This window comes from Xanthobacter sp. SG618 (assembly GCF_012932745.1).
Classification (GTDB): Bacteria; Pseudomonadota; Alphaproteobacteria; order Rhizobiales; family Xanthobacteraceae; genus Xanthobacter; species Xanthobacter flavus.
Window position 1 is genome coordinate 551,951 of record NZ_JABBHL010000003.1, and the last position, 20,436, is coordinate 572,386.

Below are 20,436 nucleotides of genomic sequence, written 5' to 3' on the forward strand. Positions count from 1 at the left end.
TTGACACGTCCACCGACCGCTATTCAGATATATAAACGGCATTCATAAACGGCGGCACAGCCGTGGGGCCGAGGGAGGGTTTTCATGCTCATTCAAGTGTCCGCGACCGGCAGGGATCATACTCACGTCGTAAAATCAGCGGTCAGGACCCTGGAAATTCTTGAATACTTCGACGAGATCCGCTGCCCTGCCAATGTCGTTACTGTTTCCGAGGCCCTGGGCTACCCTCAGTCCAGCACCGCCGCTCTTCTGCGCAGCATGGTGACGATGGGTTACCTTCAGTACGACGCACGGGCGCGAACTTACCTGCCGACGGACCGCGTCTCCCTGCTTGGCAGCTGGATCTCTCCTCCGCTGTTCGAAGACGGAGCGCTTCTTCGGATGATGCGGGCCATCCAGAAGCGGACCGGCCAGCTCGTCCTGATCGGCGCGCGGAATGGCGATTTCGCCCAGTACGTTCACGTGCTCAAGCAGCCGGAAGCGGTGGCCCACCATATCCAGACCGGCATGAAGCGCCCCCTGGCGACATCCGGCGTCGGCCACGCGCTGCTCTCGGCCCTACCGGATCAGGACGTTCGTCGCCTCGTCCATCGCCTGAACGCCTACGCCGCCGAAGCGGGGGAACGAGTCGACATCGCCGAACTCCTGCCGCAGCTCACGCGCGTGCGGCGGCGGGGATACGCATTCTCGAAGCACCGTGTGGTGGAAAATTACGGCATGATCGCTATCAAGCTGCCGTCCGAGCTGGCCTCGCGGCTGCTGGTCATCGGCATCGGCGGCTGCGTGGACACGCTCCAGGCCCGTGAAAGCGAGCTGGTCACGGTCGCACGGGAGGAGATGGCGAACTACCTCGCCAACAAGGGGGCGGATAGCGAAGGGGAATTCCGGCTTCGCCTCGTGTCGGACCAGCCGGCGGTGGCCCTGCCCCAGATGCAGGAAGCGGCGGGCTGAGGCATCTGCACCTGTAGAGAGCGCGAACCGACCAAACCGCGCTCCCAAGGGAGCTGTGTTCTCGGCGCAGGAGCTGGCGGCCGGGAATGGATTGCATCCACCGGTCGCGGCGCCCCGCACGTTCGGCCGCGACGGAATCGATCCTTCGCAGACCCCACCCCGAGGTGCCCCCGGCTTGAAGCCCTCGATCTTCGCCAGGCGGCCGATGCGAAAGAGCCGCTCCGGCCCGTCGCCATCGAGATGATGGCGCCATCCCGACAAGCCGAAGCGTGCTGAATGTTTCAGAACCCCTTGAAGACCACCTTTCCCACCGTCTCGCGAGCGGCCAGGCGACGCGCGCCTTCGGCGAAGTCCTCGAACGGCAGGACAACGTCCACGGCGGCCTTCATGCGCCCAAGTTCCAGCAGATTGAAGGCTTCGCGGATGCCGTTCGCAAGGTCGGGATCGCGCGTGCGGAACAGGCGATCGAGGGACGAGCCATGGACCTCGATGTCCTTGAGCAGCAGATAGTTCGCCGGAATCATGGGAATGTGCCCGGAGGCGAAGCCGACGATGACGAACCGCCCGCCCGGCTTCAGGCAGCGCAACAGTCCATCAACATCCGGGCCGCCCACCATGTCCACCACCACATCGACATCGTCGATGCCTTCTGCCTTCAAGGCATCGCGAAGCGCCCCCTTGCCGGACGACAAAAGGTCGGAGCGCACGGAAACCGCGGCCCCCAGCCGCAATGCAGCCTCCGCCTTGGCGGCGGAGGAGACGAGGGCCACGGGAACCGCTCCGAGTTCAGTGGCGTACTGAATGGCTGCGGTCCCCACCCCGCCCGCGGCACCGGTGATGAGCACCCGCTGGCCGCGCGCCACGCGCCCCCTCAGTCCAAGCGCGCCGACCACGGTGGCAACCACGATGCCGCTCGCAGCGCCGACCACGTCGTCGACCAGGTCCGGCAAGGGCTGGCAGGCATAATCCGGCGCGACCGCATATTCGGCAAAGGCGCCGAACGCCGGCTGCGCCGCCACGCGCTGGCCCACCGCCAGTCCTGTCACCCCGGCCCCCACAGCGACGACCTCGCCGGCGAGGTCGCGGCCGGGCACGAAGGGAATGGGAGGCTTCACCTGGTACTTCCCCTCCAGCATGAGCAGATCGAGGAAATTGAGCGCACTTGCTCCGGCCCGGATGAGTACCTCGCCGGCGCAGGGCGCGGGAACCGGCAATTGCGCGATCCGAACCGAGGCCGGCCCCCGATAGTCGGTCGCGACGAGCGCCCTCATGGAGTTAGGGATCATGGGATCAGTCCTCGTCATCGCGGAAGTCGGCGCATGCGTTGGCGAACGCCATATCGCAGTTCACCATCAGAACCGCCGCCTCATAAGCGTCAGGAACGGCACCTCGTGGACCTCTTTTCCGACGATCCGCATCGAACGCGGCGAACACCCATGCGCCGGTCCGCGTGTCCCGGATGGCCTTGAAGTCCATGGGTGCCCCGCCGGTCTGTGCCTGAGGATCATTTAGCCGAACCCGGCTCCGCGCCACACGGGGCGGCGAGATGCGCACGTATGTGCGCAAGGTGGTGTGCCACCGCTGGCGATCGGCGGCGGGACCCCTGCGTTCTGGCTGGCACCATCAGGTCCCAGCGATAGGGCCCGGCGCGCCTCAGCCGGAGACGAGCCCCGCAAACAGACGCGCATAGTCCTCCCTGGTGGGCCGAACGGGATTGGTGAGGCTCGACACGTCGGCATCGGCATAGGCCACCAGCTCGGGTATGGCGGCCTCGGCGACACCCATCTCGCCGAGCGTCCGCGGCAGGCCGAGCCTTGCGTTCAATGCCTCGATGGCCTCGGGCAGGGCAGCCGCATCCGACAGCTCCATGGCGCGCGCGAGCGCGGCCATCTTCGTCGCGCAATGGGCGGCATTGAAGCGGAGCACGGTCGGCAGGATGACGGCATTCAACGTGCCGTGGTGCAGCTTCAGCCCCTCGATCCGAGCTGCCGCATGGCTCATGGAATGTACCGCGCCAAGCCCCTTGGTGAAGGCCAGCGCACCTTCCAGCGCGGCCATCATCATCTCGGTCCGCGCCGTAACGTCCGAACCGTCGGAAACGGCACGCTCCAGTGCCCCGCGCGCCACCGCTCGGGAGAGGCCATCGAGGCCAATGGCGTCGGCGATGGGATTGTAGAGTGGCGACAGATAGGCCTCGATGCAGTGGGTCACCGCATCCATCCCGGTGGCGGCGGTCAAAAGCTTCGGCAGGCCCAGGGTCAGCGCAGGATCGCAGATGGCGACGGCGGGGATGAGATGGGGGCTGGCGATGGTGGATTTGCGCCCATCTTCGGTGATGATCACCGTTCCGACGCTCACCTCGGTGCCGGTGCCCGCAGTGGTCGGGACAGCGATCAGCGGTCCCACCGGCCCGATCTTGCCGAGTCCCTTTTTGGCGGTTTCGTACTGTGCGAGGGGCTCGGGATGTCCGACGAGCAGGTTCACCGCCTTGCCGAGATCGATGGGCGAGCCGCCGCCGATGGCGACGATGCCGTCGCATCCCTCCGCGCGGTAGAGCGCGAGGGCGGTGCGCACGGCGCTTTCGGTGGGATTGGCCGGGGTCTCATCGAACATGATCCAGGGAACTTCGGCCGGCCAATGGGCTTTCACCGCATCGGCGATGCCGGCCGCAACGATCCCCCTGTCGGTGCACACCAGCGGCCGGCGGATTCCGAGGCGCCCGAGTTCGCCGCCGATCCGCTTGACGGCCCCCTGCTCAAACCAGACGCGATTGACGAACTGAAGAAGCGGCATGGGAAGCCTTGTCCGCGAGAGGGGGCGAAATGCCCGGAAACGTTCAGCCGATGGCGCCCCGGGCTGCCCAGTCAGCGACAGCATCGGCAATCCGCCAGCCGACCAGGGCCTCAGCCGGCGGCGTCTCGGCTGCCGCCTTCGGCGCGATGGGGTCGGCGGGCGGCGTGCGGCTGAAGCGTGGCGCGGGGGCCGGCTGGGTGACGCCATCGATCTCGAGGAAGACGCGGCGCGCCTGCATGTGCGGATGCGCCGGCGCCTCCGCCATGGTGAGGACCGGCGCGAAACACACGTCCGTCCCCTCGAGCAGCGCGCACCACTCCGCTCTTGTCCGTTCAAGGAACCGGTCGGCGAACAGGCGGCGCATCCGCGGCCACTGCGCCCGGTCGTCCTGCGGCGGAACGCTCGCAGGATCGAAGCCGAGCCGCTCCAGGAGCTGCGCGAAAAAGCGCTCCTCGATGGGGGCGATCGAGATGTAGTGCCCATCCGCACAGACGTAGGAATCGTAATAGGGCGCGCCGGAATCGGAGAAGTTCGTGCCCCGCTCCAGGGACATGAGGCCGGCCGCGTGCATACCGAAGAAGTTCGTCATCAGGTGGGCCGCGCAATCGGAGATGGCGGCGTCCACCACCTGACCAGCGCCGGAGCGCTGCGCCTCGATTATGGCTGCGAGCATTCCGCAGGCGAGGTAAAGCGCGCCGCCGCCCAGGTCGCCGACGAGGGTCAGGGGCGGCGTCGGCGGAGCATCCTTGCGGCCGATCGCAGCGAGCGCGCCGGTGAGGGCGATATAGTTGAGATCATGGGCCGCCGCCTGCGCCAGCGGCCCGGTCTGGCCCCAACCAGTCATGCGGCCATAGACCAGCCGGGGGTTCCGCTCGAGGCACGCATCCGGCCCCAGTCCAAGACGTTCGGTGACGCCCGGCCGAAAGCCCTCGATCAGGGCATCGGCCTCCTCGACCAGCGAGAGTACGAAGTCGATGCCGGCCTTTTCCTTCAGATCCACCGCGATCTGTGGCCGCCCCCTCAGGAGAAGATTGTACTTCAGCGGCCGCTCGATGCCGAGTTTCACCGGCGCCCGCCGCTCCACGCGGAGCACGGTCGCCCCGAGCTCCGCCAGCAGCATGGCGCACATGGGGCCGGGACCGATCCCGGCAAGTTCGACGATCTTGATGCCCTTGAGGGGTCCCATTCCGCTCTCCCGAAGACGTCTCTGCGCCGGCCTGCTTAGGGTCCCACCACGCGGAAGCAGGGCACCGGCACGCCCTCTCCGGCGGTTGGCACGAATACGAGCTCGACCGTCTGCCCGACCGCGAGCGCGTCGAAGTCGCTCTCGACGATGTTGGTCAGCATCACCGGCCCTTCCGCCAGTCGCACATAAGCAATGGCGTACGGGGGGTCGGCGCGGCGCATAACGCTGTAGCTGTAGATTTCCCCGGCGCCAGACGCCTCGACCCATTCGGTCGGCGTCAGCGAGAAGGGGCAAAGGGCCCGGGGATACCAATGGAATAGGCCCGTCGCCGTCGAACGGCGGATGAGGAAGCGCCCCTCTCGCGCGGCCGCATAGAAAGGCGCGCTTTCAGCGTCGATGACAGGGCTCGGGATGGCGCGTTCGACCATGCGATCAATGCCTTTCGAGGATGAGGGTCGCTGCGGCATGACGCGCGCCGAGGTGCCCGCCGATGCCGGAGGCGATGACAAGATCGGCCGTCTTCACCTGCACCGCGGGATGCGCTTCCCCCCGCGCCTGGCGAACCGCCTCGATCACCTTCGTGATGCCGCCCCGATTGGCGGGATGGTTGCTGCACAACCCGCCTCCGTCGGTATTGAAGGGCAGCCGGCCGATGCCCGAGATCAGACTTCCGTCGGAGACGAAACGTCCGCCCGCCCCCTTGGCGCAGAACCCCAGATCTTCGAGCTGCATCAGGACGGTGATGGTGAAGCTGTCGTAGACGGAGGCGTATTTGATATCGCCTGGCACGACGCCCGCTTCGGCAAAGGCGGCCGCACCGGACACGCGCGCCGCCGACCAGGTCAGGTCCACGTCGCCGCCAAACGTGCCTTTCATGCTTTCGCCGCAGCCCCGCACGGCGACCAGCGGCCGCTTGAGCGAGCGTGCGATTTCAGGTCGGGTGACGATCAGGGCACCCCCGCCGTCGCTGACGACACAGCAGTCCAGCCGGTGGAGCGGATCGGCAACCATCGGCGAGTTCACGACGTCCTCGACAGAGACGACATCGCGCAGCATCGCATCCGGATTGTGCTGCGCATGGTGCGACGCCGCGACCTTGATCCATGCAAGCTGTTCCGGCGTGGTTCCGAACTCGTACATGTGACGCATGGCGACCATGGCGTACATGTTGACGGTCTGGATTCCGAAATGGATCTCCCAGGTGGAATCGGGATTGCGCTCGTCCGGCGTGCGCATGGGCATGGTGGTCAGGCCCTCGCTCCGCGGACGACCCGCGAGGGTGATGAGCGCGACGTTGCACTTGCCGGCGGCGATGGCCTGCGCGGCATGGGCCACATGGGCGATGTAGGAGCAGCCGCCGACGTCCGTGCTGTCGTAGTGCCGCACGCGCAGGCCGAGATAATCCGCCATGGTCAGCGGCCCCATGCCGGGCGCGTCGCCCGCGCAGAAGTAGCCGTCCACATCGGCAAGCGAAAGACCGGCATCGGCGAGGGCGCCGGCGGCCACTTCGGCATGAAGCTGCGCGATCGTCTTGTCCGGTGCCCTGCGCGTCGGATGCTCGAACGCCCCGACGATGAACGCGCCTTCCTGCATGAGCCGCTCCGGTGAGATGACCGGACGATATTTCCTGGGACGCGGACACGACAGTGCGTCTGGCGAGAAGGACGCGACCTCCACATACGTGTTGAAGCGGCGCTGCACGCCCACAAGGTCTTGGCGCAGGGGGCAAGCGCAGCCACTTTCGCACAGCGAGCCGCATGACGCGCCGGGGGTCCGGGCGACAGGTGCGGGTGTTCACCAGGATCGAGCTTGGGTGGACGTGCCGGCTGGGGCGCGTTCGTCTCCCCATGCAAATGCGACAGGGAGTGGTTTGCGATGCGAGGTCTCGAGGGTCGCCGCGTCATTCTGACGGGCGGAGCAAGCGGCATCGGCCGTGCAACTGTGTTGCGTCTGGTCGAGGAGGGATGTGTCGTCGGTGTCCTCGACCGCGACCTCGCGGGTGCTCAGGAAACGGCGCGCCTTGCCGCGGGTTCCGGCAAGGCCATCGCCTATGCCTGTGACATCGCCGATCGCGACGCCGTCGCCGCGGCGGTCGACGCATTCGAGGCGGAGGCGGGGCCGGTCGAGCTGCTCGCCAACGTCGCCGGCTGGGACAAGCCAATCCCCTTCCTCGATACCGACCAGGCCTTCTGGGACAAGGTCATCGCCATCAATCTGTACGGCGCGCTGAACCTTCATCACGTCGTCGTGCCACGCATGGCGCAACGCGGTTTCGGCCGCGTCGTCTCCATCGCATCCGATGCGGGTCGGGTCGGCTCTTCCGGCGAGGCCGTCTATTCCGCATGCAAGGGGGGCATCGCCTCTTTCACCAAGACGATGGCCCGCGAAATGGCGCGCAAGAACGTGACCCTGAACGTGGTCTGCCCCGGCCCCACGGACACGCCGCTGTTCGACGAGTTTGCCAAGAGCTCCCCCGCAGGCGGCAAGATCGCGGAAGGTTTGGCACGGGCGATCCCGCTCGGACGGCTGGGCCGGCCCGATGACTATCCGGGCATGATCGCCTTCCTGCTCTCCGACGACGCCGCCTTCATCACCGGCCAGACCATCAGCGTCTCGGGCGGCCTCACGATGCACGGCTGAGGACGATCGCAATGCACACGCAAAAGATGATGGCCGGAAAGGTCGCCGTCGTCACCGGTGGAGGACGAGGCATCGGCCGCGCGATTGCCCTCGGCATGGCTGCGGAGGGGGCAGCCGTGGTCGTCGTCGACATCGGTGCGAGTCTCGCGGGCAGCGGCCAGGACGCCGGCCCCGCACAGGAGGTCGTCGCGGAGATCGAGGCGATGGGCGGCGAGGCGCTCGCGAGCACGCTCTCCATCGTGGAACCGGCAAATGGCGAGCGGATCGTCGCCGCCGCGGTGGAACGCTTCGGTCGTCTCGACGCCGTCGTGAATAACGCAGGCATCCTGCGCGACACCATGTTCCACAAGATGAGCTACGTGGACTGGACCGATGTTATCCAGGTGCACCTCATGGGCAGCTTCCTGCTCAGCCGTGCAGCCGCAACCCAGTTCCGGGAGCAGAACGGCGGCGCATATGTACACATGACGTCCACATCCGGACTCATCGGCAATTTCGGCCAGGCGAACTACATGGCCGCCAAGATGGGCATCGTCGGCCTTTCGCGGGCAATCGCCCTGGACATGCAGCGCTACAACGTGCGCTCCAACTGCATCGCTCCCTTCGCGTGGAGCCGGATGACCAGTTCCCTGCCCACGGAAACCGAAGAGCAGCGCCAGCGGGTCAAACGCTTCCAGCAGATGACCCCCGAAAAGATCGCCCCGCTGGCCGTCTGGCTGGCGTCGGACAAGGCGATCGACGTCTCGGGCCAGATCTTCGGGGTCCGCAACAACGAACTCTATCTGTTCAGCCAGCCGCGCCCCATCCGTTCCGTGCAGATTTCGGACGGGTGGACACCGGAGCTGGTGGCCTCCGTTGCGAAGGGCGCCTTCGCCGCAGGCCTGACGCCGCTCGAGCGGTCCAGCGACGTCTTCACCTGGGATCCGGTCTGATGGCCATCGATTACGAAAAGCTCGTGACGCTGGCCATCCCCGACGTGCGGCAGACCTACACAGCGCGCGACACGATGCTCTATGCCTAGGGCGTCGGCCTCGGCCACGATCCGACCAGCCGCGAGCACTTGCGCTTCGTCTACGAGAAGGCTCTCGCGGCCCTGCCGACCATGGCCGTCGTTCTGGCGAGCCCCGGCTCGTGGATGCGCGACCTCGACACGGGTATCGATTACGTGAAGGTGGTTCATGGCGAGCAAGGCCTCGTGCTTCACCGACCGCTGCCGGCGGAAGGCACTGTCGTCACCCGCTCCCGCGTTGTCGAAGTGATCGACAAGGGCGCAGGCAAGGGCGCGGTGGTGGTGTCTGCGCGGGAGTTGATCGACGTGGTGACGGGCGAGCGCATCGCCAGCATCACTCAGAGCAACTTCTGCCGCGGCGACGGAGGCTTCGGCGGCCCCGCCCGGCCGACGCCGGCGCCGCACAAGATGCCCGAACGCTCACCGGACGTGATCTGCGAACTGAGGACCAACCCCAACGCGGCACTCATGTACCGGCTGAGCGGCGACTATAATCCGCTCCACAGCGATCCCGACGTGGCGGCCAAGGCGGGGTTCCCGCAGCCGATCCTCCACGGGCTCGCCACCTATGGCGTGACGGGACATGCGATCCTCAAAAGCGTCTGCGACTACGATCCGACGCGATTGCGGGCGATCTCTGCGCGCTTCACGGCACCGGTCTTCCCTGGAGAGACCTTCGCGGTGAGCATCTGGCGGGACGGCTGCGTCGTCAGCTTCGAGGCCCGCTCCGTCGAGCGCGGTGTCGTCGCCATCGGCAACGGCCGCGCGGAAATCGGCTGATCGAGGACTTGCGACGTCAAAGAGTCTGAAAAGAAACGAACCCCGAATGGCCGCGGATGAGATCCGCGGCCATTGTTCTTCTGGGCATCCGCACTCTGGGGTCCGCCGGCTGCGTTGCTCACCGAGGATCGCAGACGCGATTGGCTCCCCGGAAGAACGCTCAGGCCGGCAGACCGATATTGAGGAAGGTTCCGCGCCCGCTCGCCACCAGCTTGCCGGCCTCGTCTTCGACACGCGCGTCGGAGCAAGAGAGGCTCTTGCCAAGCCGAACGAGCTTGCCGCGCGCGCGGAGTAACCCCACGGCCGCCGTCGCGTGGTAATCCACACGCAAATCCACGGTCGTCTGAAGGCAACCGGTCGCGGTGATGACCGCGTAGATCGCCGCCGCATCGAGCAGGCTCGCCAGGACACCGCCATGGACGATCTGGCGCTCCGGCGTGGAAACGAACTCCTGCCGCGCCTTGAGTTCGAACACGACGCCGTCGGGCGAGGCGGATACCGCGCGCAGCGCAAGCCAGGCGTTGAACGGCGTGCGATCGAGGCGGTCCTGGATTCTGGCCAGGTCGTGGAAAGCTCCTGTCACGGAGGCGTTCATGCGGCCCTCGTCCGTTGGCGGCGGGGGCATTGCAGAGGCAACGGAAGGGGGCCCGGCCGGCGGTACGCCCTGTGCTCCAAAGCGATCATGAGAAACTCCGAACGGCTTGGCGAGCGATGACCCCGCGCCCCGTCAACCACCGAACCTCGGTGGTGTGGCGCGCTTCTGTCCACTCCCCCGCCGGCAAAACCCCATATGTGTGCTCGCTTGAGAAGAGCCGGATCGCGGGCGGGTCCAGCAGGACCATGGCACTCGGCAGACAAAACAAATCCGGAGCCATGCTTCGGTGTTCTCATCGAACCGAAGACGCTTTCACGACCTTGCACCCGGACAGCCCTCGACAGTCCGTGAAGGTCAATCTCGGGGTGGTCGATCGCACGCATATGCGCACTCCGCACGGCTTCGACGGGCCACACATGCGTGTTCATCCTCGGCGGCTGGGCGTTCCCGGTTGATCGCGGGGACCGGGCGCCTTTCTGTGGTGTGGCGGAATCGAACCGGCAAAAAGGCGAGGCCGTTCCGCATTCCAGACACGGTATCGATTGCGACACCTTCAAATCGACGCGGCCGGGATCTTCGCCCGCCGCACGTCATGGCAGAAAAGTCAGATCCGGGGCCATCCATGTCCGAAGCCACACCATTGAACCACGACGAAGTGACTCCGGCAGTGGGTCCGCTCGCCGGCATCCGGGTTCTCGACCTGACCGTGAATGTGCTCGGCCCCGTCTCCACTCAGATCCTTGGCGACATGGGCGCGGATGTCATCAAGATCGAGGCCCCCGAAGGCGACTACACACGTTTCGTGGGGCCTTCGCGCAGCGAAGGCATGGGGACCTTCTTCCTCAATATCAACCGCAACAAGCGCTCCGTCGTGCTCGACCTCAAGCAGCCGGAGAGCCTGGCAATGCTGCTGGATCTCGCCGAAAGCGCCGATGTCTTTGTCCACTCCATGCGGCTCGGGGCAGCGCGCCGCCTCGGCATCGACTATGAGGCGTTGGCCGCGCGCAACCCGCGCATCGTCTATGCCTCGGCCGGGGGCTACCGGCAGGGGTCGTCGCGCGCCGAATGGCCGGCGTTCGATGACGTGATCCAGGGCGTGAGCGGCATTGCCGCGCTTAACGGCCAGGCGACCGGCGAGCCCCGCTATTTTCCGACCGTGATCTGCGACAAGCTGTGCGGCTACGTGCTGGCCTCCTCCATCGGCATGGCTCTCTATGCGCGAGAGCGAACGGGCCTCGGCCAGCAGGTACACGTCCCGATGATGGAGACCATGGTCGGGTTCAACATGCTGGAGCATTTGTGGGGGGGCGTCCTCGACCAGCCGGAGCTCGGCCTCGGCTACAGCCGCATGCTGACCCCGCATCGGCGGCCCTACCGCACCCTCGATGGCTACATCTGCCTTCTGGCCAACACGGATGAGCAATGGCGGCGCATGTTCGGGGCGATCGACCGGCAGGACCTCCTCGGGGATCCCCGGTTCACCGAGATCGCGCCCCGCTCCCGGAACATCGACACGCTCTATGGCATCCTGACCGAAGCGATGGCGAAGCGCACGACCGAAGACTGGCGCCAGCGCCTCGATGCCGCCGACATTCCCAACGGGCCGGTGATGACCCTGGAGCAGATCTACAACGATCCCTACCTCGCGGAGACCAACTTCTTTCACCGGGAGGAGCATCCCACCGAGGGGCGGTTCGTGACCATGGCCGTGCCCACGCACTTCTCTCGCACTCCCGCTGGCGTGCGCCGCCTGCCGCCCCGGCTCGGCGAGCACACCCAAGAGGTCATCGAACAACTTCGGGCGGAACGGCGAGCCGCGACCGCCGAAATGCACGCGCCCACCGCCGGGGTATCGTCGGCGGCGGGCTGAGGGAAGCAGGACACGGCGCACCGGTCTGTGCTCCTCGCTTCGCCGCGACGGGACGCAAGCTCCACATATGCGCGGAATGGCCCGATCACATGGCCGCTGTGAATCCGCTCCGCTAAGCAATTCGGGACTGCATTCGCCCCGGGGACATGCTCGCCCCCGCACGGCGGCGGCCTGGGTCAGGGACGTTGTGCCGACATGCGGGAGGACGGCTGTGAGCGGGTGGTTGAACGAAGATCAGATTCAGGTGCAGAACCTCGTGCGACGGGTTGCCCGCGAGCGGGTCGCCCCCCGGGCGCAGGAGATCGACCTCACGGCCGAATATCCGCATGACATGTTCAAGCTCATCCGGGAGCTCGGGCTCTTCACCCTGCCCTTTCCCCCCGAATATGGTGGCACCGGCAGCATGCTGTCGGCCTGCGTGGCCGTCGAGGAACTCGGGCGCGTCTGCTACAACACAGCCTATCTCCTCGTCGTTCAGTGGGTTCCGATCGGTGCGATCCTCGCCGGCGGCACGCCGGAGCAGAAGCAGAAGTATCTGCCGGGTCTCGCCTCGGGTGATCTGCGCGGGGCGCTTTCGCTGACCGAGCCCCAGAGCGGCTCGGACGTGGCCGGCATCCGCACCCGTGCAAAACGCGACGGCCAAGGCTGGCGGCTGAGCGGCTCGAAGATCTGGTGCACCAATTCCGGCATGGCCGACTTCGTGCTCGTCGCGGCGCGCACGGGCGAAGACGACCAGCGCGGCAAGATCAATCTCTTCGTCGTGGAGAAGGGAACTCCCGGCTTCGAGGTCGGTCGCAAGGAAGACAAGATCGGCGCACGCGGCGTGCCCTCTCATGCCCTCTTCTTCGACAATTGCTACCTGCCTGCGGAAGCGATGCTCGGCGATGAAGAGACGGGATTTCGCGTCGCCATGGCAGCCCTCAACGATTCGCGCCCCATCATCGGCGCACGGGGCGTCGGCCTCGCCCAGGGCGCGATCGACCACACGATCGAATTCATCAAGTCGCGCCGGGCGTTCGGGCAAGCGGTCTCGGACTTCCAGGGCGTGCGCTGGATGATCGCCGACATGGTCATCCAGACCCAGGCTTCGCGGAACCTCGTCTATGAGGCGGCGGCGGCAGTCGACGCTGGCGTGACGGGCAAGGCCCTCGCCCAATTGTCGGCCATCTCGAAATGCCACGCCACCGACACCGCCATGAAGGTCGCAACCGACGCCGTGCAGCTTTTCGGCGCGGCAGGTGTGTCCAACGAATATCCGATCAACAGATACTTCCGCGACGCGAAGGTACTCCAGATCATCGAAGGTACGAACCAGATCCAGCGCAACATCGTCGCCCGTAACGTGCTCGACTGAGCACGCTGCCCGGCTTCAGCAGATTTTGAAGGAGAGAGCGAAAATGAACGTCCTTGGCCTCGGACTTTACTATGAAGATCTTCCTGTTGGGCGTAGCTTCAAGACCATCGGGCGAACCATCACCGAGACCGACATCATCAACTTCGTCACCTGCACGGGCATGACGGAAGTGCTGTTCACGGATTTCGAGTTCCAGGCGAAGGAATCCGACATCAAGGGACGCGTGGCACCGGGGGCGCTGGTCTTCACCTTCATGGAGGGGCTTTTGACCCAGTGCTCCATGCAGCACACCGGCTTCGCCTTCCTCAATATGGACCTGGAGATCAAGGGGCCCTCGATCGCCGGCGACACCATTCATGTGGAGGTCGAAGTCATCGAGTCGCGCCGGTCGAAATCCCGCCCCAACCGCGGCATCGTGCGTACGCGTAATGTGGTCCGGAACCAGCGCGGGGATATCGTGATGATCTACACGCCGGCGCGCATGGTGAAAGCCCGGACCGATGGCCGGGAGCAGGCTGCATGAGCGCCCTGCCGCCGGAGAGCATTCGCGTGCTCGACCTATCGGGGATACTGGCCCGCCCGAGGGCCGGACGGCGGGTTGCTGCACGATTGGAGGTGGACTAATCGTTCTCAAGGCCTGCGCGGCCCGGCAACACCGGCTGTCTTTCCTTCGAAGCAGTGAATATATCATGGTGATCGAAAGCGCACCGAAGTCTACGCTGAGAATTTTAGGGATCTTCGAGATCATTTCTCGGAATCCTGAGGGATTGACACTGGCGCGCCTGAGCGTGCTTCTCGAATCTCCCAAAAGCAGCCTGCTGAACTTGCTGCGCCCACTGGTGGCACAAGACTACCTCTGCTCTGCACACGGCGTCTACACTCTGGGCTCGCGGGCCTTCAGCCTCGCGTCGGGCATCATATCTACGCGCAGGCAACCCTCCCTGATCCGCCAGTTCGCGCACGATCTGGCGGCGGCGACGCAAGAAACGGTCATCGTCGCGGTGCTCGACCGCGCAGCCGCCCTCGCAGCCTATGTGGACGTGATCGAGAGCCCCCAGCTGGTCCGCTATTCGGTCCCTGCCGGTCTCACGCGCCCGCTCTACTGTTCCGCGGCCGGCCGCCTCCTGCTGGCCTTCCAGCCTGAAGACTGGCGTGAATCCTATTTCAAGACGGCCGACCTCAAGCCGCTCACCGCCCGCACCGTGACGACGGTGCCCGAGCTGCGCCAGATCATCGCGGAGATCCGGCGCACAGGCGTCGCCTTCAGCTCGAACGAAGCCGTTGAAGGGGCGGCGGGGATCGCCGTGCCGGTGCGCGACGCCGAAGGCACGGTGGTTGCCGCGCTCCTCGTCGCCGCCCCGGCTGCGCGTGCCGATCACAACCGGACGCTCCTGCGACAGGAAGCGGTTCTGGCCGGTGGCCGGGCCTCACAGGCGCTGGGACATCGCCAAGTGGAAGCCGTCGCTTGATCCCTTGGCCCTGCGGAGCCCGAACAGGATCGCCCGCGACCTGCATAAGCGCATATATGTCGCTTAGATCCCGGCTGCGCACCGGCTCAAGGCGGAAATCGCCAAGGTTAAGGGATAGGAGCTGGCCTGGCCCGGGCGGGAGGCCACTTCCGCCCGGCAAGAGGTGGGCGCCCCTATGAGCGGGAGCGGTGGGTCGCGGCGGATCGTGCGCGTGGCGGGCCGCGGCGCTCCTGCCCCCGCCCCGCTCCGTGCCCCCGACCGCGGGAAATCGCACATTGGTGTTGATCCCCCCCTTCGGCTTGTCCCGCTCAGCCTCCCCAGTGGACACTCACACCAACGTCACACAGCCCCAGGGGAAGATGATGAGATTGCGCCATTGCCTTTATGCAGGCCTTGCACTTGCGGCGTCGACGCTTCTCGTCCAGGAAACGCGGGCGCAGGAACCCATACGGCTGCCGATGATCACGCCGCTGACCGGCTCGATCGCGGTATTGGGACAGGATTCCAAGAAGGCCGCAGAGGTCGCCCAGGACATCATCAATGCGGCGGGCGGCATCGGCGGGCGGCCCCTCCAGCTCGAAATCGTGGATACCCAGGGCCGGCCCGAGATCGCGCGGCGCGAAATGGAGCGACTGACACGCGAAGGACGTGCTCCGGTCGTGCTCGCCTGCGACATCAGCGCGGGCACCTCGGGCGCCGCCCAGTTCGCCGAGTCCGCGCAGGTTCCCCTGCTCAACGGCTCCGCGGTATCGGCCGATATCCTGGCCCGCGGCTACAAATGGTATTTCTCCCACCAGATGAGCAGCGACGACGAGGCGGCCACCGCGTTCGCCTACATGAAGACGGCCACCGGCGCTAAGCCCCTCGCCGAACGTCGGATCGCCCTGCTCTATGAGGATAGCCCCCGCGGCGCGGGCACCGGCGAGCGCCTTCGCAAGCTCATGGATGCCAATGGCGTGAAGGTGGTCAGCGAGACGACCTACAACCGTGCCGACCGCAACCTGCTGCCGGTGATGCGCAAGGTTCAGGACAGCACGCCCGAGCTCGTCATCTGGATCGGCTATACAGAGGATGTGGTGGCCGGGATGAAGGCGGCACGCCAGCTCGACTTCAAGCCCTACGTGCTCGGCATCGGCGGCGGCATGGGCGATCCGCGCCTGCCGGAACTGGTCGATCCTGCCATCATCGAGCAGCTTCACGTCGTGAACGTCGACTACTTCAACCCCGACATCAAGCGCGCCGCGGCATTCCGCAATGCCTACCTGAAGAAGTTCGGCACTGAGCCGTCCAGCTATGCCGGCACCTGCTACGCCGCCATCTTCACGCTGAAGGCCGCGCTGGAAGCAGCTCTCAAGGCCTCGCCGGACCTGACCACAACCTCGATGCGCGACGCCTTCCGCAAGCTCGACATTCCCGGCGACGAAACGGTGACCTCCTTCCGCTCCATCCGCTTCGATCCGGCGAACGGACGGAACCTCGGCGCCGAAGACCTCGTAGCGGCGTGGGTCGACGGCAAGCGCAAGGTCACCGTCTTCCCTCCGAGCATTGCCGTCGGCAAGCCCGTCATGCTCCCCTGAACGAGCAAACCCAGCGCATGTCCTTCGCAACCCTCCTCCAGGCCGTGATCTCCGGCCTGCTGCTCGGCGGCATCTATGCGCTCGTCGCAATGTCGCTGGCTCTCGTCTTCGGCGTGATGCGAGTGCTGAACTTCGCCCACGGCGACCTCCTGATGGCCGGCATGTACGGCATCGTCATCCTCAACCACACCTTCGGGATCAACCCGTACGCCGCCATCATCCTTGTGGCTCCCGTTCTCGCCCTGATCGGCATCGCCGTCTATTTCGTGCTGATCCGGCGGGTCCTCGGCGCCGGTCCCCTGATGCAGGCACAGGTGACGCTCGGCCTCTCCTTTGCGATCCAGAGCACCGCGCTTCTGGTGTTCGGCGCAGACCTTCTGAACGTGCGCACGTCACTCGATGGTGCGGCGTTCCGGATCGCGGGCGTGGTGGTCGGAAAGCCGGAGCTGATCGGGTTCCTCATCTCCATCGTCGTTTGCGCGGCACTCACCTGGTTCATCCTCAGCACGGAATTCGGACGCCGCCTGAGGGCGGTGGCTCAGGACCCGACGATGGCCATTCTCTGCGGCATCCCTGTACGTTCGGTCCAGATGATGGTCTTCGTCGGGTGCACGGCGCTTCTCGCCGTGCCGGCAGGCTGCCTCATGGCCTTCTCGCAGCTCACGCCGACCGCCGGCATCCAGTACAGCCTGCTGTCGCTGATGGTCGTGGTGCTCGGCGGGCTCGGCGACCTGCGGGGCGCGTTCGTCGGCGGCCTGCTCATCGGCATCGTCGAAGCCGTGACAAGCGCGCTCTTCAACAACCCCGCGGCGCCCGGCATCATCTACCTGGTGTTCGGTCTCGCTCTCCTGGCCCGCCCTCGTGGCCTGTTCGGACGCGGGAGCGAAGCATGACCATTCTCTCCCGCTTCGTCCGCAGCCAGACCGCGACGGCCCTCGTGCTCATGTGGCTCGCCATCACGGCGGCTGCGCTGTTCCTGGACGGCTACTGGATCGGCATCATGGTCGGCCTGCTCGGCTGGATCCTGCTTGCGGCATCCTGGAACATGGTCGGCGGACTGCTCGGTCAGGTCTCGTTCGGACATTCCGCCTTCTTCGGATTGGGCGCCTACACCGCCGTGTATCTCGCAACCGCCCACGGCATCAGCCCGTGGCTCGGCATGCTGATCGGCGGACTGCTGGCGGCGCTGTTCTCGATGATCGTCGGGTACCTGCCATTCCGCAGGGGCCTTAGCCCGCTCGTCTTCTCGCTCCTGACGCTGGCATCGTCCTACGTCCTGCTCTTCGCGGTCAGCGGCATCCCGGCGCTTGGCGGAACCAATGGCCTGTTTCCTCCGGCGGTCGGCCAATCCGTGTGGGACATGCGCTTCGACAGCCCGGTGAGCTATCTGCTCCTGGCGGGCGCCCTGACGACATTCGCCCTGGCCACCATCCAGATCCTGTATTCCGGCCGGCTGGGCTTCTACTGGCGCGCGATCCACGACAGCGAAGCCGCCGCCGGCGCCATCGGCATCAACACGATGGCGGTCAAGCTGTTCACGTTCGCGGTCAGCGCCTTCTTCGCGGCAATGGCCGGCACCTTCAGCGCCCAGCACACGGGTTTCATCGATCCGCAATCGGTGTTTGGCGTCGAGATCACCATCTATCTGCTTCTCTTCGCCGTCGTCGGCGGTGCCGGCAGCCTGCTCGGGCCTGTGCTCGGCCCGCTGGTGCTGGTGCCGGCGGGCGAGTATCTGCGGACGGCGCTTGCCAATGCAGGGGGTTCGAGCGCGCATCACCTCATCTACGGTATCGCGCTCATGATCGCCATCCTGAGCTTCCCCGGGGGCCTCGTCGCGGGCCTCAGACGCTTCGGCGTGACGCGTGGCGCACTCTCGCTTCCCGACCTCGCGCGGGCGGCAGGTCCCGCGCCGGGTGCCCGTCGGAGTGACGCCGCCAAGGGCAGCGAAATTCTGAAGGCGAGCGGCGTGTCGAAGAACTTCGGCGGCGTGTTCGCGGTCCGGGATGTGTCGATCGACGTGCGATCGGGCGAGATCCTCGGCATCATCGGACCGAACGGCGCCGGCAAGACAACCCTGTTTTCGCTGCTCGCCGGATCGCTCAAGCCCTCGAGTGGCAGCATCACCTTTGACGGGCGGGAAATCGCCGGCCTGCCCTCCCACGAGATCTGCCGAACAGGCATCGGGCGGACGTTCCAGATCACCCGCGCCTTTCCCACGCTGACCGTTGCCGAAACGGTCTATGCGGCGGCTCTGGTCGGCCGCCCCGAGGAGGAAGCCGCCGCCATCGCCGGCTCCGTCCTCTCTCTCACCCGCCTCGATCCGTATCGCGACATGGCGAGCGCGGATGTCACGCTCGCGGTGCAGCGCCGCCTCGAGATCGCGCGGGCGCTGGCGACCCGTCCCCGGCTCATCCTTCTCGACGAGATCATGGCGGGCCTCACCCCCCGCGAGATCAACGACGCGATCGAGCTGATCCGCTCCATTCGCGACTCGGGCGTGACGGTGATCTTCATCGAACACCACATCCGCGCTGTCATGGCCCTGTCGGACCGCATCGTCGTGCTGGACGCGGGGGAACTGATTGCGGAAGGGGTGCCGAGTGACGTCGCCCGGGACCCGCGCGTCGTGGAAGCCTATCTTGGCCGTCCGACCGAGGAGCCGGCTGTTCCCCCGCTCGATAAGGTCAAGGCACGATGACGCTACTTTCCGTCGAAGGTATCCGCTCCGGCTACGGATCGCTTCAGGTCCTGAGCGAGGTCTCCCTTGAAGTCGCGGAGGGCGAAGCGGTCGCGATCCTCGGCCCGAACGGCGCAGGCAAATCGACCCTTCTGCGCACGATTTCGGGTCTTATAACCCCGACTGCGGGCGCCATTTCGTTCGATGGCCATGATCTCCTGGCCATGCCCGCCCACCGTATTCCCCATGCGGGCCTGGTGCAGGTGCCGGAAGCCCGTCACATCTTTCCCTCACTCAGCGTTCGGGAGAACCTTCTGGTCGGGGGCACCCCCCTGCCCACGCGGGCCGCGCGGGAGGCTGCCCTCGACGACATCTGGCGGATTTTCCCCATGCTGGTCACGAAGCGTGACGCCCCGGCCGGCACGTTGTCTGGAGGCCAACAGCAGATGGTCGCCATCGGCCGGGCCCTCATGTCCAGGCCCCGGCTGGTGATGTTGGACGAACCTTCCCTGGGATTGGCGCCGCTGGTCGTTCGAGAGCTCTACGAGGTCCTGCGGGGTCTCGTACAATCGGGACTAACCTTGCTGCTGGTGGAGCAGGACGTGCCCGTCGCCTTGAGTTTGGTGTCACGGGCCTATGTTGTCGAGAACGGCTCGATTGCACTCTCTGGCACAGCATCGGAACTGCGCGAATCCGATCATGTTCGCCAAGCCTATCTCGGAATATGACCTGACCTAGGCCCTAACTCCGGAATTTTCTAGTGAACCACCCCGTGATTTCTGGACGCCTTCGGCAAGCCTGTCGCCGTGGTCCGCGATGACGATCAGGCCGCTGAGGTCCGCCGGCTGAAGCGCGAGTTGCAGCGCGTGACGGAGGAGCGCGACATCGGCGAGCCTGGAGGTGGAGGCGATGATCGCCTGCATCTTGCGCGAAGCAATGCGGCGTCACGATCTTCCTGCACAGGTTCCGCCCCCGGAATAAGTGCCAAAAGGTATCAGCGCAGGTAGTACTGAAACTCGAGCAGGATGCAGCCTTCGTCGGAGCGGAAGGGGCCGTGCGATGTTCCGGGCGGCCGGCAGGAATACGTCAGCGCCGTGTCGGCACCCTGCGGGGCGCCGGTGCTGAGCCTAAGCGTGCCTCTCAGCAGCACCACTTCCTCCCAATAGTCGTGAACCAGCGGGTGCGTGGTGAATGCGCCCGGTGTGAACTTGACGAGGCGCGTACGGGCTCCGCTCTTGGCTTCCTCGTCAAGATCATCAGCCAAGAACTTGACCAGCAGTCCTTCGGGAAAGCCCGGAAGCTCAGTCCATCCGGTATCGAGATCGAACGGCTCCATCTCGATCGGGCCACGGCTGGTCTTTAGCATGAGGTCTCACAGGGTTTGAGGGGACAGGGTGTGGATGTCATCCCTTAACCTTGGCGATTTCCGCCTTGAGTTCGGGGATGACGGTGTTGATATCGCCGACGAGGCCGTAGTCGGCCACCTGGAAGATGGGGGCTTCCTCGTCCTTGTTGACGGCGACGATGACCTTGGA

19 protein-coding genes and 2 pseudogenes are annotated in these 20,436 nt (G+C 65.9%); 12 read left to right on the forward strand and 9 right to left on the reverse strand.

Features of this window, described 5'->3' with window-relative positions; all coding sequences use genetic code 11:
* Positions 1 to 84: 84 nt before the first annotated feature.
* Positions 85 to 951: an IclR family transcriptional regulator gene (locus tag FHT36_RS11925; RefSeq protein WP_169122705.1), complete on the forward strand. Its 867-nt coding sequence runs from the start codon at positions 85 to 87 to the stop codon at positions 949 to 951.
* 281 nt (positions 952 to 1,232) lie between these two features.
* On the opposite strand, the gene FHT36_RS11930 is transcribed toward FHT36_RS11925, so the two are convergent.
* From FHT36_RS11930 to FHT36_RS11955, 6 genes are all read right to left on the reverse strand, one after another.
* Positions 1,233 to 2,222: a zinc-binding dehydrogenase gene (locus FHT36_RS11930; protein WP_169122706.1), complete on the reverse strand. Its 990-nt coding sequence runs from the start codon at positions 2,220 to 2,222 to the stop codon at positions 1,233 to 1,235.
* 19 nt (positions 2,223 to 2,241) lie between these two features.
* A complete protein-coding gene (locus FHT36_RS11935) occupies positions 2,242 to 2,427 on the reverse strand; it encodes a hypothetical protein (RefSeq protein WP_169122707.1) in 186 nt (61 codons plus the stop codon).
* Between the two features lie 177 nt (positions 2,428 to 2,604).
* On the reverse strand, positions 2,605 to 3,744 hold the full coding sequence (locus FHT36_RS11940; RefSeq protein ID WP_169122708.1) for an iron-containing alcohol dehydrogenase: 1,140 nt from the start codon (positions 3,742 to 3,744) through the stop codon (positions 2,605 to 2,607).
* Positions 3,745 to 3,787: 43 nt separating this feature from the next.
* Positions 3,788 to 4,930, reverse strand: coding sequence for a CaiB/BaiF CoA-transferase family protein (locus FHT36_RS11945; RefSeq protein WP_169122709.1), 1,143 nt, complete (start codon positions 4,928 to 4,930; stop codon positions 3,788 to 3,790).
* A 35-nt stretch (positions 4,931 to 4,965) separates the two neighbouring features.
* Positions 4,966 to 5,358, reverse strand: coding sequence for a Zn-ribbon domain-containing OB-fold protein (locus FHT36_RS11950; protein WP_169122710.1), 393 nt, complete (start codon positions 5,356 to 5,358; stop codon positions 4,966 to 4,968).
* A gap of 4 nt (positions 5,359 to 5,362) precedes the next feature.
* A complete protein-coding gene (locus tag FHT36_RS11955) occupies positions 5,363 to 6,523 on the reverse strand; it encodes a thiolase domain-containing protein (protein ID WP_169122711.1) in 1,161 nt (386 codons plus the stop codon).
* A 282-nt stretch (positions 6,524 to 6,805) separates the two neighbouring features.
* Between FHT36_RS11955 and FHT36_RS11960 the strand changes: the two genes are divergently transcribed.
* The 3 genes and pseudogenes from FHT36_RS11960 to FHT36_RS11970 all read left to right on the forward strand — a co-directional run.
* Positions 6,806 to 7,570 (forward strand): SDR family oxidoreductase, encoded by a 765-nt coding sequence (locus FHT36_RS11960; RefSeq protein WP_169122712.1) that lies wholly within the window; start codon positions 6,806 to 6,808, stop codon positions 7,568 to 7,570.
* A gap of 11 nt (positions 7,571 to 7,581) precedes the next feature.
* Positions 7,582 to 8,502: an SDR family NAD(P)-dependent oxidoreductase gene (locus tag FHT36_RS11965; RefSeq protein WP_210257697.1), complete on the forward strand. Its 921-nt coding sequence runs from the start codon at positions 7,582 to 7,584 to the stop codon at positions 8,500 to 8,502.
* A 122-nt stretch (positions 8,503 to 8,624) separates the two neighbouring features.
* Positions 8,625 to 9,359, forward strand: a pseudogene (locus tag FHT36_RS11970) (MaoC/PaaZ C-terminal domain-containing protein); the annotation flags it as partial.
* Between the two features lie 160 nt (positions 9,360 to 9,519).
* On the opposite strand, the gene FHT36_RS11975 reads toward FHT36_RS11970, so the two are convergent.
* Entirely contained in the window at positions 9,520 to 9,954 is a 435-nt protein-coding gene (locus FHT36_RS11975; protein ID WP_169122713.1) for a PaaI family thioesterase, read from the reverse strand.
* Between the two features lie 451 nt (positions 9,955 to 10,405).
* Here FHT36_RS11975 and FHT36_RS11980 point away from each other — a divergent pair, with 451 nt between their 5' ends.
* From FHT36_RS11980 to FHT36_RS12015, 8 genes are all read left to right on the forward strand, one after another.
* Positions 10,406 to 11,824: a CaiB/BaiF CoA-transferase family protein gene (locus tag FHT36_RS11980; protein WP_210257698.1), complete on the forward strand. Its 1,419-nt coding sequence runs from the start codon at positions 10,406 to 10,408 to the stop codon at positions 11,822 to 11,824.
* 223 nt (positions 11,825 to 12,047) lie between these two features.
* A complete protein-coding gene (locus FHT36_RS11985) occupies positions 12,048 to 13,178 on the forward strand; it encodes an acyl-CoA dehydrogenase family protein (protein WP_246702168.1) in 1,131 nt (376 codons plus the stop codon).
* Between the two features lie 43 nt (positions 13,179 to 13,221).
* A complete protein-coding gene (locus tag FHT36_RS11990) occupies positions 13,222 to 13,701 on the forward strand; it encodes a MaoC family dehydratase N-terminal domain-containing protein (RefSeq protein ID WP_169122715.1) in 480 nt (159 codons plus the stop codon).
* A 166-nt stretch (positions 13,702 to 13,867) separates the two neighbouring features.
* Positions 13,868 to 14,647, forward strand: coding sequence for an IclR family transcriptional regulator (locus tag FHT36_RS11995; protein ID WP_169122716.1), 780 nt, complete (start codon positions 13,868 to 13,870; stop codon positions 14,645 to 14,647).
* A 362-nt stretch (positions 14,648 to 15,009) separates the two neighbouring features.
* A complete protein-coding gene (locus tag FHT36_RS12000; protein WP_169122717.1) occupies positions 15,010 to 16,224 on the forward strand; it encodes an ABC transporter substrate-binding protein in 1,215 nt (404 codons plus the stop codon).
* Between the two features lie 17 nt (positions 16,225 to 16,241).
* A complete protein-coding gene (locus tag FHT36_RS12005; RefSeq protein ID WP_169122718.1) occupies positions 16,242 to 17,117 on the forward strand; it encodes a branched-chain amino acid ABC transporter permease in 876 nt (291 codons plus the stop codon).
* On the forward strand, positions 17,114 to 18,922 hold the full coding sequence (locus tag FHT36_RS12010) for an ABC transporter permease subunit (protein ID WP_169122719.1): 1,809 nt from the start codon (positions 17,114 to 17,116) through the stop codon (positions 18,920 to 18,922). Before FHT36_RS12005 ends, FHT36_RS12010 begins: the two co-directional genes overlap by 4 nt.
* Entirely contained in the window at positions 18,919 to 19,629 is a 711-nt protein-coding gene (locus FHT36_RS12015; RefSeq protein ID WP_169122720.1) for an ABC transporter ATP-binding protein, read from the forward strand. The genes FHT36_RS12010 and FHT36_RS12015 overlap by 4 nt, the downstream gene beginning before the upstream one ends.
* A 266-nt stretch (positions 19,630 to 19,895) precedes the next feature.
* Here FHT36_RS12015 and FHT36_RS12020 read toward each other — a convergent pair whose 3' ends face one another.
* The gene (locus tag FHT36_RS12020) at positions 19,896 to 20,267 is read right to left on the reverse strand and encodes a cupin domain-containing protein (RefSeq protein WP_210257700.1); all 372 of its coding nucleotides are present in this window, start codon (positions 20,265 to 20,267) and stop codon (positions 19,896 to 19,898) included.
* 37 nt (positions 20,268 to 20,304) lie between these two features.
* Positions 20,305 to 20,436, reverse strand: a pseudogene (locus tag FHT36_RS24460) (electron transfer flavoprotein subunit alpha/FixB family protein); the annotation flags it as partial.

Coding starts and splice junctions, on each gene's coding strand:
- FHT36_RS11925 (WP_169122705.1), top strand. CDS start 85: ATGCTCATTCAAGTGTCCGCGACCGGCAGGGATCATACTCACGTCGTA.
- FHT36_RS11930 (WP_169122706.1), bottom strand. CDS start 2,222: ATGAGGGCGCTCGTCGCGACCGACTATCGGGGGCCGGCCTCGGTTCGG.
- FHT36_RS11935 (WP_169122707.1), bottom strand. CDS start 2,427: ATGGACTTCAAGGCCATCCGGGACACGCGGACCGGCGCATGGGTGTTC.
- FHT36_RS11940 (WP_169122708.1), bottom strand. CDS start 3,744: ATGCCGCTTCTTCAGTTCGTCAATCGCGTCTGGTTTGAGCAGGGGGCC.
- FHT36_RS11945 (WP_169122709.1), bottom strand. CDS start 4,930: ATGGGACCCCTCAAGGGCATCAAGATCGTCGAACTTGCCGGGATCGGT.
- FHT36_RS11950 (WP_169122710.1), bottom strand. CDS start 5,358: ATGGTCGAACGCGCCATCCCGAGCCCTGTCATCGACGCTGAAAGCGCG.
- FHT36_RS11955 (WP_169122711.1), bottom strand. CDS start 6,523: ATGCAGGAAGGCGCGTTCATCGTCGGGGCGTTCGAGCATCCGACGCGC.
- FHT36_RS11960 (WP_169122712.1), top strand. CDS start 6,806: ATGCGAGGTCTCGAGGGTCGCCGCGTCATTCTGACGGGCGGAGCAAGC.
- FHT36_RS11965 (WP_210257697.1), top strand. CDS start 7,582: ATGCACACGCAAAAGATGATGGCCGGAAAGGTCGCCGTCGTCACCGGT.
- FHT36_RS11975 (WP_169122713.1), bottom strand. CDS start 9,954: ATGAACGCCTCCGTGACAGGAGCTTTCCACGACCTGGCCAGAATCCAG.
- FHT36_RS11990 (WP_169122715.1), top strand. CDS start 13,222: ATGAACGTCCTTGGCCTCGGACTTTACTATGAAGATCTTCCTGTTGGG.
- FHT36_RS11995 (WP_169122716.1), top strand. CDS start 13,868: ATGGTGATCGAAAGCGCACCGAAGTCTACGCTGAGAATTTTAGGGATC.
- FHT36_RS12000 (WP_169122717.1), top strand. CDS start 15,010: ATGAGATTGCGCCATTGCCTTTATGCAGGCCTTGCACTTGCGGCGTCG.
- FHT36_RS12005 (WP_169122718.1), top strand. CDS start 16,242: ATGTCCTTCGCAACCCTCCTCCAGGCCGTGATCTCCGGCCTGCTGCTC.
- FHT36_RS12010 (WP_169122719.1), top strand. CDS start 17,114: ATGACCATTCTCTCCCGCTTCGTCCGCAGCCAGACCGCGACGGCCCTC.
- FHT36_RS12015 (WP_169122720.1), top strand. CDS start 18,919: ATGACGCTACTTTCCGTCGAAGGTATCCGCTCCGGCTACGGATCGCTT.
- FHT36_RS12020 (WP_210257700.1), bottom strand. CDS start 20,267: ATGCTAAAGACCAGCCGTGGCCCGATCGAGATGGAGCCGTTCGATCTC.